The 15,221-nt window shown below is 72.3% G+C and carries 13 protein-coding genes and 2 tRNA genes; 10 read left to right on the top strand and 5 right to left on the bottom strand.

The window, feature by feature from the left end; all coding sequences use genetic code 11:
* Positions 1–18: 18 nt before the first annotated feature.
* Positions 19–261: a mycoredoxin gene (locus O7625_RS02255; protein WP_067308489.1), complete on the bottom strand. Its 243-nt coding sequence runs from the start codon at positions 259–261 to the stop codon at positions 19–21.
* Between the two features lie 87 nt (positions 262–348).
* Between O7625_RS02255 and O7625_RS02250 the strand changes: the two genes are divergently transcribed.
* The 3 genes from O7625_RS02250 to O7625_RS02240 all read left to right on the top strand — a co-directional run bounded on the left by O7625_RS02250 (position 349) and on the right by O7625_RS02240 (position 3,406).
* The gene (locus tag O7625_RS02250; protein ID WP_282343940.1) at positions 349–2,529 is read left to right on the top strand and encodes an ATP-dependent DNA helicase UvrD2; all 2,181 of its coding nucleotides are present in this window, start codon (positions 349–351) and stop codon (positions 2,527–2,529) included.
* 123 nt (positions 2,530–2,652) lie between these two features.
* Positions 2,653–2,910, top strand: a complete 258-nt coding sequence (locus tag O7625_RS02245; RefSeq protein WP_084261306.1) for a hypothetical protein — start codon at positions 2,653–2,655, stop codon at positions 2,908–2,910.
* Between the two features lie 130 nt (positions 2,911–3,040).
* Entirely contained in the window at positions 3,041–3,406 is a 366-nt protein-coding gene (locus O7625_RS02240) for a WhiB family transcriptional regulator (RefSeq protein ID WP_067308483.1), read from the top strand.
* A gap of 303 nt (positions 3,407–3,709) precedes the next feature.
* Here O7625_RS02240 and O7625_RS02235 read toward each other — a convergent pair whose 3' ends face one another.
* From O7625_RS02235 to O7625_RS02225, 3 genes are all read right to left on the bottom strand, one after another.
* Entirely contained in the window at positions 3,710–5,041 is a 1,332-nt protein-coding gene (locus tag O7625_RS02235; RefSeq protein WP_067308480.1) for an AarF/ABC1/UbiB kinase family protein, read from the bottom strand.
* Positions 5,042–5,150: 109 nt separating this feature from the next.
* A complete protein-coding gene (locus O7625_RS02230; RefSeq protein ID WP_282343936.1) occupies positions 5,151–6,233 on the bottom strand; it encodes a hypothetical protein in 1,083 nt (360 codons plus the stop codon).
* A 378-nt stretch (positions 6,234–6,611) separates the two neighbouring features.
* Positions 6,612–6,779 (bottom strand): DUF5679 domain-containing protein, encoded by a 168-nt coding sequence (locus O7625_RS02225; RefSeq protein ID WP_007464795.1) that lies wholly within the window; start codon positions 6,777–6,779, stop codon positions 6,612–6,614.
* 511 nt (positions 6,780–7,290) lie between these two features.
* Between O7625_RS02225 and O7625_RS02220 the strand changes: the two genes are divergently transcribed.
* Both O7625_RS02220 and O7625_RS02215 read left to right on the top strand, forming a co-directional pair.
* Positions 7,291–7,821 (top strand): M48 family metallopeptidase, encoded by a 531-nt coding sequence (locus tag O7625_RS02220; protein WP_282343935.1) that lies wholly within the window; start codon positions 7,291–7,293, stop codon positions 7,819–7,821.
* A gap of 137 nt (positions 7,822–7,958) precedes the next feature.
* Entirely contained in the window at positions 7,959–8,558 is a 600-nt protein-coding gene (locus O7625_RS02215) for a hypothetical protein (protein ID WP_282343933.1), read from the top strand.
* Positions 8,559–8,740: 182 nt separating this feature from the next.
* Here the strand turns inward: O7625_RS02215 and O7625_RS02210 are convergent, their stop codons facing one another.
* Positions 8,741–10,039: a zinc-dependent metalloprotease gene (locus O7625_RS02210; protein WP_282343932.1), complete on the bottom strand. Its 1,299-nt coding sequence runs from the start codon at positions 10,037–10,039 to the stop codon at positions 8,741–8,743.
* Positions 10,040–10,152: 113 nt separating this feature from the next.
* Between O7625_RS02210 and O7625_RS02205 the strand changes: the two genes are divergently transcribed.
* The 5 genes from O7625_RS02205 to O7625_RS02185 all read left to right on the top strand — a co-directional run bounded on the left by O7625_RS02205 (position 10,153) and on the right by O7625_RS02185 (position 15,189).
* The gene (locus O7625_RS02205; protein WP_282343930.1) at positions 10,153–11,166 is read left to right on the top strand and encodes a PDZ domain-containing protein; all 1,014 of its coding nucleotides are present in this window, start codon (positions 10,153–10,155) and stop codon (positions 11,164–11,166) included.
* Positions 11,167–11,283: 117 nt separating this feature from the next.
* On the top strand, positions 11,284–14,271 hold the full coding sequence (locus O7625_RS02200) for a UPF0182 family protein (RefSeq protein WP_282343928.1): 2,988 nt from the start codon (positions 11,284–11,286) through the stop codon (positions 14,269–14,271).
* Between the two features lie 114 nt (positions 14,272–14,385).
* Positions 14,386–14,459 (top strand) — tRNA-Met (locus tag O7625_RS02195).
* Between the two features lie 245 nt (positions 14,460–14,704).
* Positions 14,705–14,778 (top strand) — tRNA-Met (locus O7625_RS02190).
* 159 nt (positions 14,779–14,937) lie between these two features.
* Entirely contained in the window at positions 14,938–15,189 is a 252-nt protein-coding gene (locus O7625_RS02185) for a hypothetical protein (RefSeq protein WP_067314130.1), read from the top strand.
* Positions 15,190–15,221: the final 32 nt, after the last annotated feature.

The raw sequence follows: 15,221 nt of genomic DNA, 5'->3' as shown, positions 1-15,221 counted from the left end.
CGCGGTGGGCCGGTCGGGTCAGCCGGTGAGTGCGGCCAGGTGCTGCTTGACCTGGACGATGGACGGGTTGGTCAGCGCGCTGCCGTCGGCGAAGCGCAGGGTCGGGACGGTCTGGTTGCCGCCGTTGACGCTCATCACGAAGTCCGCCGCCTGCGGGTCCTGCTCGATGTCGACCACCTCGTATCCGATGCCTTCCCGGTCCAGCTGTGACCTCAGCCGGTGGCAGTAGCCGCACCACGGGGTCGAATACATGGTCAACATCGTCGGTCCTCCAGGGGTCGCCGCATCGGCCCGGTCAGGCCAGGCTAACCGCTACAACATCAGCCGGAGCTGAGATGATTCCTGGCTGTGGGGGATCACTCGGGGGTGGAGGCGGTGCTCAGCGGGCTGGATCCGGACCAACGGTCGGCGGTCACCGCGCCGGCCGGCCCGGTCTGCGTGCTGGCCGGCGCCGGCACCGGCAAGACCCGCGCGGTGACCTCCCGGATCGCCCACCGGGTGCTGACCGGCGAGATCGTCGGCCGGCACGTGCTGGCGGTCACCTTCACCGCGCGGGCCGCCGCCGAGATGCGGGCCCGGCTCACCGGGCTCGGGGTGCCGGGGGTGCAGGCGCGGACCTTCCATGCGGCGGCCCTGCGCCAGGTGCGGTACTTCGCCCCCCGGCTGCTGTCCGGGCGGGCCATGCCGGAGCTGCTGGACAGCAAGGTCCGAATGGTCACCCTAGCGGCCGCCAAGGTGGGCCTGCGGGCCGACCGGGCCGCCGCCCGGGATCTGGCCGGCGAGATCGAGTGGGCCAAGTCGTCACTGGTCGAGCCGGGGGAGTACCCGGTCGCCGCCGCCAAGGCGCTGCGCGAGACGCCCCACGACCCGGCCCGGGTGGCCGAGGTCTTCACCGCGTACGAACGGCTGAAGCGGTCCTCCGGGGTGATCGACTTCGAGGACCTGCTGCGGGCCGCGGTCTGGGGCATCGAGGAGCACCGGGACGTGGCCGAGCAGGTACGCAGCCAGTACCGGCACTTCGTCGTCGACGAGTACCAGGACGTCAACCCGCTCCAGCAACGGCTGCTCGACGTCTGGCTGGGGGGCCGGGACGACGTGACGGTGGTCGGTGACGCCAGCCAGACCATCTACTCGTTCACCGGGGCCACCTCGGCGTACCTGATCGACTTCCCGCGCCGGCACCGGGACGCGACAGTCGTCCGGCTGGTCCGTGACTACCGGTCCACCCCGCAGGTGGTCGGGCTGGCCAACGCGGTGATCGGCCAGGCCCGGGGCACCGAGGCGCGGCTGCGGCTGGAACTGCACGGCCAGCGCCCGCCCGGCCCCGAACCGGACCTGCGGATCTTCACCGACGAGCCGGCCGAGGCGAACGCGGTGGCGGCCCGCTGCCGGACCCTGGTCGAGGGGGGCACCCCGGCGCGGGAGATCGCCGTGCTGTTCCGCACCAACGCCCAGTCCGAGGCGTACGAGAAGGCGCTGACCGAGGTCGGCGTGCCGTACGTGGTGCAGGGGGCGGAGCGGTTCTTCGAGCGGGCCGAGGTGCGCCAGGCGATGGTGGCGTTGCGGGCCGCCACCCGGTCGATCCCGGGCGAGACCCCGGTGCCGGTCGCGGCCCGGGAGGCGCTGACCGCCATCGGGTGGGCGCCCGACACGCCCCCGCCGGGTGGCGCGGCCCGGGAGCGTTGGGAGGCGCTCGCCGCCCTGGTCCAGCTCGCCGAGGAGTACGCGGCCACCCCCGAGGTGCTGCCGATCGGCGAGGCGGCGGCGGTGGAGCGCCCGGCGACCCTCACGGGCTTCACCGACGAGCTGGCCCGGCGGGCCGCCCAGCAGCACGTGCCGACCGTGGACGGGGTGACCCTGGCCTCGCTGCACGCGGCCAAGGGGCTGGAGTGGGACGCGGTGTTCCTGGTCGGCCTGGCCGAGGGCACCCTGCCCATCTCGTACGCCCGGACCCCGGAGCAGGTGGAGGAGGAGCGGCGGCTGCTCTACGTCGGGATCACCCGGGCCCGGCAGTGGCTCTGGCTGTCGTACGCCTCGGCCCGCTCGCCGGGTGGCCGGTCCCGTCGCCCGTCGCGGTTCCTGCCCCAGCTGGACCGGACCGGGGGCGGCGAACGGGCCGGCGCGGCCCGGGCGGGTGGTGCGGCCGGGGTGAAACGGGCGGTGGAGCGCCGCCGCAGCCAGGTGGTCTCCTGTCGGATCTGCGGCGCGACCCTGCTCGCCGGGGCGGACCGCAAGCTGGGGCGCTGCCCGAGCTGCCCCTCCGACATCGACGAGAACCTGTACGAGCGGCTCTGCGACTGGCGGGCCCGGGTGGCCGGGACGCAACGGGTGCCGGCGTACGTGGTGTTCACCGACGCCACCCTGGTCGCGCTGGCCGAACGGCGTCCGGCGCGGATGGAGGAGCTGATCGCGATCGCCGGCATCGGCCCCCGCAAACTCGGCCTGTACGGCGAGGCGGTGCTGGCGTTGGTGGCCGGTGCCGCGGTGGACGACATCGGTCCGGAAAAAACTTCCCCAATCTCGTCGTAAATTCGTTTGCTCTCGCCCCGGGGCGAGGAATAGCCTCAGAACGCACCTCGGGAGCAGCGCCGTTTCGGCTGCTCACGGGGTTGGTCCCAGTCGGCACGAGGAACGTTGAGGGAGGTGGCACCCGTGGAGATCTTCACCTATGAGCGTCCGGCGGCGATGCCAGCTGCCCACGCTCCGCTGTCGGCTGTTCGGGTGGCCCCGGCTGCTCCGCGACCGTCGGCTCCGCAGGTGCACCAGGTCTCGGTTCAGGCCGAGCTGAACCTGACTGTTGTGCCCACTGCGGGGGTCGAGGGGACCAGTGGCTTCACGGGTCTGGGCATTGATGTCGCTACGAAGCGCATGGATGTCCGCGGCGTTCCACCTCGAGGGAGACCGGTCTGATCTTCAGACCACCGGCTCACCTCGAGGCCGCGGAACCCGCTCACCGGGATCCGCGGCCTCAGTTTTTTGCCCGTCGAAGTACGTCGGAATGCGATCCATGAGATCGAAGTGAGAGAGAGGTGACCGGGAGATGAGTCTGGCGTTGGCCCCCCTCGATGTGAGCGTCGAGCTGGAGGCGAACCTTCCCTGCCGGAAGTTCGACCCCGACCTGTGGTTCTCCGACTCGCCCACCGACCTGGAGCTGGCCAAGTCGCTCTGCGGGGACTGCCCGCTGCGCGTCGAGTGCCTGGCCGGTGCGGTCGAGCGGGCCGAGCCCTGGGGCGTCTGGGGCGGCGAGATCTTCGAGCGTGGCGCGGTCGTCCCGCGCAAGCGGCCCCGTGGCCGTCCGCGCAAGGAGGACCTCGCCCGGGACGCGGCCCTTCAGGTCGAGGCCGAGGCGCGACTGGCGGCCAGTGGTGTGGCCACCTCGCGTAACGCCGTCCGGTTGGCAGCCTGACACCTACCCGATCCGTTCCATCCACCCGCCGACGGTCGTCGGCCACGAGAAAGTTGACGTTGATGCTGCACCTGCCGAATGTGACCGAGATGCAACTAATCCACGAAGCGTTGTCCCGGGCTCGAATGCGCCGGCCTCAGGCCGGTCGTACCACCACGAGCACTGAGGCGCACCGCTCCGCCCGTACCGTCGCGATGGAGAGCCGCAGCCAGTCGGCTCGCGACCTGGGCGTTCTCTAGACCACCACCGACAGACGGGGGCGGTGACCGGAAATCCGGTCACCGCCCCCGCGTGCGTCAGTGGTCAGGCCACCGGTGCGAAACCGGGCAGCCACCGTTCCAGGATGCCCCGGTACGGCGCCTTCGCCTCCAGCTGGCAGAGCACCCCGATCGAGCCCAGCGTCACCCGGTGGATGAGCAGGTAGGACGGGGGCAGGTTGAGCTGCCGGCTGAGCTGGAAGGCGGGTGACTTCGGGCTGGCCAGTCGGGTCGCCTCGGCGCGGAGCCAGGCCCGGGTGAACCGGAACTCCTCCTGGGCCACCGGGTCGAGCATGGGACGGATGTAGTCCAGCAGCGCCGTGGCGTCGATCGGCTCGGTCGGCTTGACGAAACCCTCCTCGCGCAACCCGGCGACGACCGCGTCGGCGTCACCGCGCAACGACAGCCCGAGCAGCCGGCCGATCGGCTCCGGGGTGCCCTCGGGCATCCGGGCGACCGCCCCGAAGTCGATGACGCCGAGCCGGCCGTCCGGCAGCAACCGGAAGTTCCCCGGGTGCGGGTCGGCGTGCAGCAGACCGGCCCGTGGCGGGGCGGACAGGTGCAGGGTCGCCATCAACCGGCCGGCGGTGTTGCGCTGCTCCTCGGTACCCTCCCGGATGATGTCCGCCAGCGGTGTCCCCTCGATCCACTCGGTGACCAGCACCCGGGGCGACGCGGAGAGCACCGCCGGGATGAAGATCTCCGGGTCGTCGACGTACGCGGCGGCGAAGGCGCGCTGCGACTCGGCCTCCAGCTCGTAGTCCAGCTCCTCGGTGATCCGTTCCCGCAACTCGGCCAGGAGCGGCTTGACGTCCAGGCCCGGTTGGATGGCCCGGAACATCCCGCCGAGCCGGGAGAGCTGCTTGAGGTCGGCGAGCAGGGCGTCCCCGGCACCCGGATACTGGATCTTGACGGCCGCCGTCCGGGACACCCCGGTCTCCGGGTCGCGCCACACCGCCCGGTGCACCTGCCCGATGCTGGCCGCCGCGGCCGGGGTGTCGTCGAACTCCACGAACCGGTCCCGCCAGTCCGGCCCGAGCTGCTCCGCGAGCACCTTGTGCACGCTGGCCACCGGCAGCGGCGGGGCGGCCTCCTGGAGCTTCGTCAGGGCCTGCCGGTAGGGGGCGGCGATCTCGTCCGGCAACGCCGCCTCGAACACCGACAGCGCCTGGCCGAACTTCATCGCCCCGCCCTTGAGCTGCCCGAGGACGCTGAAGAGCTGCTCGGCGGTGCGTTGTTGGATCTCGGCGGAGATGACGTCGGAGGCGATGCCGGTGACGCGCTTTCCCATTCCGAGGACGGTCCGACCGGCGAAGCCGAGCGGCAGAGCGGCGAGCTTGGCGGTCCGGGACACGGCGCGGCGCGGGATGTCGGTCACCCGGCCATTGTTACCGACTTCGAGCCCTTGTTGCTGCTCGGCGGCCGGGCTGGTGGCCGCATCCCGCCTTCCGCGCCCTCCGGGCCGGCTCTCCGGTGCTGTCCGGCGGTCACCGGCGGCGGCCGGGGTCGGCGCAGGAGCACCCGGGGTGCGGGGCCCAGGCCCGGCGGCGGAACCGGCCGGCGGGCCCGATCTCCACGGCGCAACCCACCGTCTCCGGGTTGCCGCCGTCGAGCTGGGCCAGCACCTCGGCGACGGCGTAACCCACGGCGGTGAGCAGGGTGGCCGTGCCGCAGGACTGGTCGGCCGTGCCGGTGGCGAGCTGGGCGGCCAGGCCGGGCCAGCCCGGATCCCGCTCGGTGCGGTGCAGGTCCAGACAGTTCAGGCAGGGGCCGACCGGCGGCCGGACCAGCGGGCCGACCACCGGCATCCCTTCCCGGAGGGTGAGCAGCAGGTGCGGTTGGCGACGCCGGGCGTACCCGCTGGCGAGCAGGCCCGCCGGCCGGTCCGCGCCGACCTGCACCACCAGGTCGACCCGGCGTCGGTCGACCGGGCCGGTCCGGGTGCCGGGGGCGACCCGGTCGACGGCGGCCCGGATCGCGGCGGCCAGCGGTCGCCCCACCTCGGCCGCGGCCAGCCCGGTCCCCACCAGGTCGCCGGGGTGGACCGGGCCGGTCAGCTCGGCCGCCACGTGACCGACGCCGGCCTGGGCCAGGGCCACGGCGACGGGCGCGCCGAGCCGGCCCGCCCCGGCCACCACCACCCGGGCGCCGCGTCGTCGGCGGAGCACCTGGGCCGGGGTGCCGGGCCGGGCGGCCGGCGCGGTCAGGGCGAGTGCCCCGGCCTCCGCGGCGAGCCGGACGCGGTCCGGGCCGGTGAGGTCACGGGGAAGCAGGGTGTGCGCCGGTACGACGAGCCCGGCGGCGTGCAGCGTGTCGATCAGCCCGCGCGCCTGGCCGGGGTCGACCCGGGCTGCTGCCGCGTCCGCCAGGACGACGCGTTCGCTACGGGTGCCGTCGAGCAGGTCGAGCAGCCGGGTGATGCCGGTGCCGGTCACCTCCAGCAGCACGGCCCGGCCCGGGGTGAGCCCCAGTTGCAGGGTGTGCCGGTCACGCCAGAGCCGGGTCAGCCCGGGCAACAGGGCCGGGCGGAGCAACGTCGACCGGGCGGGTGCGGGGTGGGGCGGGCTCATGACAACGAATCGTGACCGAATCCCTGCGGCCCGTCGATCGTTGTCCACAGGTGTGCAGCGCTAGATCCAGCGTTGTCCACAAGAACCGGCGAGTTATCCACAGACTACCGCCAGTGATGTCGCCTAGCTGACAGGCGGGTGGTCGCCCGCGAGCGGACCGGCGCTGTGGTCCCTCAGCGGGCAGGTGCTGGGTCACCCACGGCGGGCAGGTGGGTGGTCACCCGCGGTTGGGCGGGCGCTCTGGTCGGCTGCGGCAGGTCGGTGTGCGAGTCACCCACGGTGGGTCGGCGCGGGCGGGTCGACGCCCGGCGTCGCCGAGCCGGACGCGCGGGAGGGGCGGCCGCGCCGGCCGCCCCTCCCGAGTCGCACCCGGACGGGTCAGACCTTGGCCTTGCCCAGGATGCGGTTCACTGTTGTGCCGCACACCGGACACTTGCCCTTGGCCATGTTCATCCCGGTCTTCGAGACCTCCACGTGCCCCTCGAAGTCCCGCTTCTCCTTGCACTTGACGCAGTAACCGTTGTAGGTCTGGGCCTGGTCGGCCACGGTAGCCTCCTCGTCTCGTCCGCCGGGCACGTCGGCCCGACGGTTCTCCCGACGGCGGGCCACGCGGGGCGCCGGCGTCGGGTCCTTCTCCGCGGCCACGCACGTGACCGCCGGTTGGCGGACCCTACCCAGCTCTGGGCGGTTCCATGTCAGCTGTACATCGACACTGTGAGCAAGTCGACGTCGAGAGTGTGCATCCCGAAATAGGCGGGATAAGTGAGTTTGCCGGGGACACGCCGTGTGGAACCCTGCCCGGGGTCACCCGGACGGGGTGCGGAGGCCCCGTCCGGGCCGCTCACCCACGGTGGAGATCACGTCCGGTGGACGCGGCGACGGTCGCCACGAAGGGTGACGACTGTCGAAGCTCATGGTCATCACCAGTTTTTTTCGGACTCCTCACCACCAAACACCATTTTCCGGGCGCGAGTCGGGGTGTTGACTCTTGCGGACCCCTGGTCAGTACGCATTAGCTTTCCCTCGTGGCAGGAAACCACGGCTGCGCGGCCCACTGATGGTGGCGGCGCGGAAGCCGGTCGTCGAGGTACGGCGCAGTCAGCGCCGGCGACGCACGGTGTCCGCCTACCGGGACGGCGAGCGGGTCGTGGTCCTCATCCCGGACCAGTTCTCCCGGGCCGAGGAGAGCGAGTGGGTCGACCGCATGCTGGCCCGGCTCGCCGCCCGCGAGGGCCGGTTGAGCCGCAGCGACACCGAGCTGCTCGACCGGGCGCTCCGGCTGATCGGCCTGTACCTGTCCGACCAGGGCGGCGACGCCCTGCCGGCCAGCGTCCGCTGGGTCACCAACCAGAACGGCCGCTGGGGTTCCTGCACCCCTGCCGACCGGACCATCCGGATCTCGCACCGGCTCCAGGACATGCCCGACTGGGTGCTCGACTACGTGCTGCTGCACGAGTTGGCGCACCTCATCGTGCCGAGCCACAACGCCCGCTTCTGGGCGCTGGTCGGCCGGTACGCCAAGACCGAGCGGGCCCGGGGCTACCTGGAGGGGGTCGCCGCCGCCTCCGCCGTCCCGGTCGCCGGCTGACCGCTGCTTCCGTCGACCGGCCGGCCAGGGGTTGATCCACTCATCGGGCCGCAGGTAGCGGGGTCCGTCGGGCGTCGATGGCACCACTTCGGCCCACAGGAGTCGATCATCTGCACCAGGCGCACTACAGTCGGAGAATGGTCCGACGGGTGGTGGTGGCGTTGCTCGCGCCGGTGGCCTGGTCGCCGCCCGGCGTCGAGCTGACGCGCTGGCGTACCGCGCTGGCCGAGGACGTGGTGGACCTGCTCGCCACCCTCGCCGAGGTGGAGACCGCGCTCGCGGTGACCCCGGCCGACCGCTGGCTGGCCGACGCGGTGCGTTGGCCCGACACCCCCGTGTACGAGGTGCCCGAGCCCACCGTCAACGCCGCGCTGGCCGCCCTCGACGGGTACGACCAGGCCGCCGTGGTCGCCGCCGACGCCCCCGACCTGCCGGGACTCACCCTCGGCAAGCTGCTCCGGCCGCTGACCAGTCGACCCGTCGCCGTCGCCCCCGTCGAGGGCGGCCCGGGGCTGCTCGGCGTGGCGTGCCGGTTACCCGTACCCGCGTGGTTGCCGGCGCTGGACCTGGACGTCGCCGGGCCGGCGGAGCTGCGTCGCGCGGCGTCCGCCCCGGCCGACGTGGCGGTCACCCCCGGCTGGCACCGGCTGCGCGGCCCGGCCGACCTGGCCGCCCTGGACCCGGCCGTCGAGGGCTGGGAGGCGACCCGCGCCCTGCTCTCCGGACAGCGCACCTGACCGGCCAGCGGCCCTGGCCGGTCACCACACCTGGCCGGCCCGCGCGGCCAGCGGGCCTGAGCGGCTACCGGGTCTGCGTGGTCCCGGGCTGGGCCGGACGGCGGGGCCGAGCCGGCCAACGGCGACCGGCCGGCCCCCGGGAGTCGGGTGGGCCGGCCGGTGTGCCGGATGGTCCGCAGCGGTCAGGGCCGGTCGGGGTCGCCGTCGGTGTCGTCGGGACGGGGGCGGCTGCCCGGTGCCTGCTCCTCGGGACCGCCGGGGGCGGTGAAGTCGAAGGTGGCCAGCTCGTCGTCGAGATCCGCCGAGGTGGTCGCGAACGCCACCGGGTCGGCGAAGTCGGCGTCCGAGGGGAGCAGGTCGGGGTGTCCCCAGACCGCGTCCCGCCCGGCGATGCCCCGGTGCTCGGTCAGCGCGGCCCACAGCGCCGCCGCCTCCCGCAGCCGGCGCGGGCGCAGCTCCAGGCCGACCAGGGCGGCGAAGGTCTGTTCGGCGGGCCCGCCGGCCGCCCGACGGCGCCGGAACGCCTCACCGAGCCGGACCACGTTGGGCAGTCGGTCGGCGGCGGCGCTGTCGACCACGTGGCAGACCCAGCCCTCGACCAGCGCCAGTGCCGTCTCCAGCCGGGCCAGGGAGGCCTTCTGCGCCGGGGTGTCCTCCGGGGTGAAGATCCCCTCCAGGGCGATCGCCTGCATCGACTCCGGGTCGGTCGGGTCGACCCGGCCCATCGCCTCCTCGATCGCCTCCCGGTTGACCCGGATGCCGGCCGCGTAGTTCTCGACCGCGGTCAGCACGTGCCCGCGCAGCCACGGGACGTGCTCGAAGAGCCGCTGGTGGGCCGCCTCGCGCAGGGCGACGTAGAGGCGTACCTCGTCCTCGGGCAGCTCCAGACCCTCGCCGTACACCCGGATGTTGGCCGGGATCAGCGCGGCGGTGCCGGCCGGGCCGAGCGGCAGGCCGATGTCACCGGCGGAGAGCACCTCGGCGGCGAGCTGGCCGAGGGCCTGGCCGAGCTGGCCGCCGAAGAGCGCCCCGCCCAGGGTGGCGACCATCGACTGCATCGGGCCGAGCTGGGCGCGGGCCTCCGGCGGGACGAGGTCGCCCATCGCGCCGACCATCCGGCTGGCCACCGGGTCGCAGAGCTTGCGCCAGACGTCCAGCGTCTTGAAGATCCACTCGTTGCGGTTCCACGCCAGGGAGGTGCGGATGCCGGTCGGCCAGGCCGACGCCGGCTCCAGCCAGAGGTCGGCCAGCCGCAGCGCCTCCTCCACGGCGTGCCGCTCGTACGGCGAGGCCATCGGGTCGCCCGTGGCGGCGAGCTGGCTGGCGGCCACCTGGCGGGCCAGGTCCCAGTTGACCGGCCCGCTGCCCGGCGCGGAGAGCAGGTGCTGCAACTGCGACATGAACTGCTGCATCTGCGCGGGATCGTTGGGGTCTGGTGGTTGCCCACCCGGGAGCGCGAAACCGAACGGAATATCAGGCACGACGTCTACGGTACGCGCGCCGCGCCCCTGGTAGCCGCCACTGGCGTTGCGCTGAGGGCGAAGTCCGCCGCAGCGCGCCGACCCCGCCGCCACCGGTCGGTACGCTCTGCCGCATGCGACGTCGTGGCGTGACCGTACTCCTCGGTGCTGTGCTCACCACCCTGCTGAGCATCGGCGTGCTCGGCGCACCCATCCCGTACGTGGTGCTCGGCCCGGGGCCGACGGTGAACACCCTCGGCACCTCCGACGGCCGGGAGGTGATCCAGGTCAGCGGCCGGGAGACGTCCACCTCCGCCGGTCAGCTCCGGATGACCACGGTCGGCGTGCAGCCGACGGTGAAGCTGCGCGCCGCGATCGCCGGCTGGCTGTCGAAGGACGAGGCGGTGGTGCCCCGGGAGCTGGTCTACCCGCCGGGGGAGTCGCAGGAGGAGGTCGAGAAGCGCAACGCCGAGGACTTCCAGAACTCGCAGAGCAGCGCCGAGACCGCCGCGCTGGTCAAGCTCGGCTACCCGGTCGAGGTGGTGGCGAAGGAGGTGGCCGCGGACGGGCCGGCGGCCGGTGTGCTGAAGGCCGGCGACGTGGTCACCACCGTCGACGGCGCGCAGGTAACCTCCGCGACCCGGCTGGTCGAGCTGGTCCGGGGCAAGCCCGCCGGCACCCGGCTGACCATCGGGTACGTCCGCGACGGCACCCCCGGCACCGCCACCGTGACCAGCCGGGAGGCCGACGGCCGCCCCCGGATCGGGGTGGTCCCGGACCAGCGGCAGCCGCACCCGTTCACCCTGAAGATCGACCTGAACGACATCGGCGGTCCGAGCGCCGGGCTGATGTTCGCCCTCGGCATCATCGACAAACTCAAGCCGGAGGACCTCACCGGTGGAAAGGTCATCGCCGGTACCGGCACCATCGACGACGAGGGGCGGGTCGGCCCGATCGGCGGCATCGCGCAGAAGCTGGTCGGCGCGAAGAAGGCCGGCGCCAAGGCGTTCCTGGTCCCCGCCGACAACTGCGCCGAGGCGGTCCGCAACCCGCAACCCGGCCTGCCCATGCTCAGGGTCGCTTCGCTGGACGACGCATTGACCGCGTTGGACACGTTGCGCGCCGGTGGCGAGCCGACCCGCTGCTGAGGGCGGGCACGCCGGACCGACCGGACGCGACCTGACCCGACACCTTCAGGAACACCCCGTACTCTGGGTGCCTGTCCGGAGCCGATCACATCGAGCGTGCGGAGCCAAACAGTGGTCATGCGTAGCAGCCCCCTGCCGAGGATGAGTCGGCGCGGACGCGTCACCATCGGGGTCCTGGTCGGGGTGTTCCTCTTGTTCACCCTGCTCGGCTGGGGGGTGCAGGCGTGGACCGACTGGCTCTGGTTCGACGAGGTCCGCTACACCCAGGTCTTCACCGGTGTGCTGCTGACCCGGGTGCTGCTCTTCCTCACCGTCGGGCTGGGCCTGGCCGCCTTCGTGGGCGGCAACCTCTGGCTGGCGTACCGGCTGCGGCCGAAGCTGCGCCCGCACTCGCTGGAGCAGGCCACCCTGGAGCGGTACCGGGTGCTGATCACGCCCCGGATCGGCACCTGGATCAGCCTGACCGCCCTGGTGCTCGGCCTGTTCGCCGGGCTCTCCGCGCAGGGCCGCTGGACCCAGTGGCTGCTGTTCCGCAACGGCGGTGACTTCGGCGTCAAGGACCCGGAGTTCGGCATCGACGTCGGCTTCTACGTCTTCCAGTTGCCGTTCTGGCGCTACCTGCTCGGGGTCGGCTTCACCGCGGTGGTGCTGGCGCTGATCGGCGCGCTGGCCGTGCACTACATCTTCGGCGGGGTGCGCCTGCAGGGCGTCGGCGACCGGATGACCGGCGCCGCGCGGGCCCACCTGAGCACGCTGGTCGCGGTCTTCGTCCTGCTCAAGGCCGTCGCGTACGTGCTGGACCGGCGGGCCATGCTGCTGGAGTACAACGAGGGCGCCAAGCTGTACGGCGCGGGCTACGCCGACGTCAACGCGTTGCTGCCGGCGAAGGAGATCCTGGCGTACATCTCGGTGGTGGTGGCCATCGCCATCATCGTGTTCTCCAACGCGGTGATGCGGAACCTGGTCTGGCCGGGCATCTCGCTGGCCCTGCTCGGGGTCTCCGCCGTCGCGATCGGCGGCATCTACCCCTGGGCGGTGCAGACCTTCGAGGTCAAGCCGAGCGCCCGGGACAAGGAGGCGCCGTACATCCAGCGCAGCATCGACGCCACCCGCGCCGCGTTCGACATATCCGAGGTGCAGACCAAGGGGTACGCGGCGAGTAACCTGGTGCCACCGGCCAGCCTGGCCACCGACACCTCGGTGGTGCCGAACGTCCGGCTGCTCGACCCGCAGCTCGTCTCCGAGACGTACACCCAGCTCCAGCAGGTCCGCGGGTTCTACGACTTCGGCCCCAAGCTGGACATCGACCGGTACTCGGTGGAGAACAAGACCTCCGACTACGTGGTCGGGGTCCGCGAGATCAACTATGGCGAGCTGACCGACCAGCAGAACAACTGGATCAACCGGCACACCGTCTACACCCACGGCTACGGCCTGGTCGCGGCCCCGGCCAACCAGGTGGTCTGCGGCGGGCAGCCGTACTTCGTCTCCGGCTTCCTCGGCGAGAAGGCGCAGGAGGCCTGCTCCTCGCAGGCCGAGCAGATCCCGGCCAGCCAGCCACGGATCTACTACGGCGAGCGGATGCAGCCCGACGACTACGCCATCGTCGGTCAGACCAGCGCCGACAAGGACGTGGAGTTCGACCGGCCCACCCCGACCACCGGCGGCGAGCAGTACTACACCTACACCGGTGAGGGCGGCGTCGAGATCGGCTCGTTCACCCGGCGGCTGCTCTACTCGATCAAGGAGCAGGAGACGAACTTCCTGCTCTCCGAGGCGGTCAACGACAACTCCAAGCTGCTCTACGTGCGTAACCCCCGGGACCGGGTGGAGAAGGTCGCCCCGTTCCTCACCCTGGACGGCGACCCGTACCCGGCGGTGGTGGGCGGCAAGGTCCAGTGGATCATCGACGGCTACACCACGGCGGCGACCTACCCGTACGCCGAACGGATCAACCTCCAGCAGGAGACCACCGACGAGCTGACCAACCGGGGCACCTTCCAGCTCGCCCGGGAGAACGTCAACTACATGCGCAACTCGGTGAAGGCCACCGTCGACGCGTACGACGGCACGGTCCGGCTGTACGAGTTCGACGACGGCGACCCGGTGCTCAAGGCGTGGAACAAGGCGTTCGGCGGCGACCTGGTGCTGCCGAAGAGCGCGATCCCGGCCGACCTGGCGGCGCACTTCCGCTACCCGGCCGACATGTTCAAGGTGCAGCGCAACCTGCTCACCAAGTTCCACGTCACCAACCCCGGCGACTTCTACTCCGGCCAGGACTTCTGGCAGGTGCCCAACGTGCCGGACGCGCCGGACAGCGGCCAGAAGCAGCCGCCGTACTACCTGTTCACCCAGTTTCCCAACCAGGACGCCCCCCGGTTCCAGCTCACCTCGGCGGTCACCCCGAACGGCCGGCAGAACCTCGCCGCGCTGATCTCCGGGTCGTACGTCGACGGACAGCCGAAACTGGAGGTGCTGGAGCTGCCGGACCAGACCCGGATCTCCGGCCCGGTGCAGGTGCACCAGCAGATGACCAACAACGCCACCATCCGGACCGAGCTGAACCTGCTCTCCTCCAACCAGGCGCAGGTGCAGTACGGCAACCTGCTCTCGCTGCCGTTCGCCGACGGGATGCTGTACGTCGAGCCGGTCTACGTCAAGAGCAACCAGCAGGACGCGTACCCGCTGTTGCAGAAGGTGCTCCTGTCGTACGGCGACGGCGGCTCGTACGTGGTGCTGGCCAACAACGTCACCGACGGCATCAAGCAGCTCGTCGAACAGGGCAAGCGGGCCGGACAGGGGAGCACCCCGCCACCGTCGAGCGGCGGCACCCCGCCCACCCCGCCCCCGTCGGCGTCGCCCTCACCCTCGGCCTCGCCCGGGGCGAGCAGCCCGCCGCCCAGCGGCGACCTGGCCGCCGCCGCCCAGCGGGTCCAGGCGGCGATCGCCGAGGTCAAGGCCGCCCAGGCGTCCGGTGACTTCGAGCGGTACGGCCGGGCGCTGAAGGCGCTGGACGACGCGATCAACGCCTTCCAGCAGGCCCAGCAGGGCAACCCGCCCAGCGGCAACCCACCCGCCGCGCCGTCACCGTCCGCTGGCGGCTGACCCGCCCGTTGCGCTGTCGACGGAGCCACGATCCGGACCCCGGGTCGTGGCTCCGCGCCGTTCCGGCCCCGTTTTGCGGCTCGGGGGGGCGGTAGGCTACGGTTAACCAGTCGACGCGGGGTGGAGCAGCTCGGTAGCTCGCTGGGCTCATAACCCAGAGGTCGCAGGTTCAAATCCTGTCCCCGCTACTATGGAGAAGGCCCCGGAGTTCATCTCCGGGGCCTTTTCTCGTTTCCGGGCTTTTCTCGTTTCTCCCGCCGGTTTCCTGTCCCCGGCCGGCGCTCGGGTGCTCCGGTCCTCCGGTGCCTCCGCCGGTCGCCGGTGACCGGCCGGTCGGCACGGGACCGTCGTGCACCGCGCTGAGCTGGGCGGACGCCGGATCGAGGACCCCGCTGATCTCCGCCGCGGCGATGGGTTAGGCTTATCTAGCCGACGCGGGGTGGAGCAGCTCGGTAGCTCGCTGGGCTCATAACCCAGAGGTCGCAGGTTCAAATCCTGTCCCCGCTACTACCCGAGAGGTCCCGGAGTTCATATCCGGGGCCTCTCGTCGTTCGTGCGCCGCCGGCCCCGCCTCCGGGCACCCGGGTGCGGGTGGGGCAGTCGGTGCTTCGGGGTGCCGGACTTGCGCTCCTCGGTCAGGATGAGGGCATGTCTACTGGGATCAACATGTCAACTCCGACCAAGTGGTGGGGCCGGCTGGCCGCGGTGTTCGGCGCGGTGGTTCTCTCGGTCTTCGTTCCGGTGGCCGCCTGGGCGTCCACCGGCACCGGTGAGCTGGTGGTGGAGGCCGCCCGGCGTCGGTCGAGGGGTGGCGGGTTCGGGGTCTTCGGGCTGCTCTGCTGCCTGGTGGTGGTCGGCGGGATCGTCCTCCTGGTGGTCCTGCTGACCCGGAACCGCCGTAACCGCCCGCCGCGCTGATCCGTCACCTGCGGCCGGGGACACGGTGACCG

The sequence above is a fragment of the Micromonospora sp. WMMD714 genome, assembly GCF_029581315.1.
In the GTDB taxonomy this organism is placed as follows: domain Bacteria; phylum Actinomycetota; class Actinomycetes; order Mycobacteriales; family Micromonosporaceae; genus Micromonospora; species Micromonospora rifamycinica.
The sequence above is the reverse complement of the archived record's forward strand: the minus strand, read 5'-3'. Positions and strand labels throughout refer to the sequence as shown.

Coding starts and splice junctions, on each gene's coding strand:
- O7625_RS02255 (WP_067308489.1), bottom strand. CDS start 261: ATGTTGACCATGTATTCGACCCCGTGGTGCGGCTACTGCCACCGGCTG.
- O7625_RS02185 (WP_067314130.1), top strand. CDS start 14,938: ATGTCAACTCCGACCAAGTGGTGGGGCCGGCTGGCCGCGGTGTTCGGC.
- O7625_RS02200 (WP_282343928.1), top strand. CDS start 11,284: ATGCGTAGCAGCCCCCTGCCGAGGATGAGTCGGCGCGGACGCGTCACC.
- O7625_RS02220 (WP_282343935.1), top strand. CDS start 7,291: ATGGTGGCGGCGCGGAAGCCGGTCGTCGAGGTACGGCGCAGTCAGCGC.
- O7625_RS02240 (WP_067308483.1), top strand. CDS start 3,041: ATGAGTCTGGCGTTGGCCCCCCTCGATGTGAGCGTCGAGCTGGAGGCG.
- O7625_RS02230 (WP_282343936.1), bottom strand. CDS start 6,233: ATGAGCCCGCCCCACCCCGCACCCGCCCGGTCGACGTTGCTCCGCCCG.
- O7625_RS02205 (WP_282343930.1), top strand. CDS start 10,153: ATGCGACGTCGTGGCGTGACCGTACTCCTCGGTGCTGTGCTCACCACC.
- O7625_RS02215 (WP_282343933.1), top strand. CDS start 7,959: ATGGTCCGACGGGTGGTGGTGGCGTTGCTCGCGCCGGTGGCCTGGTCG.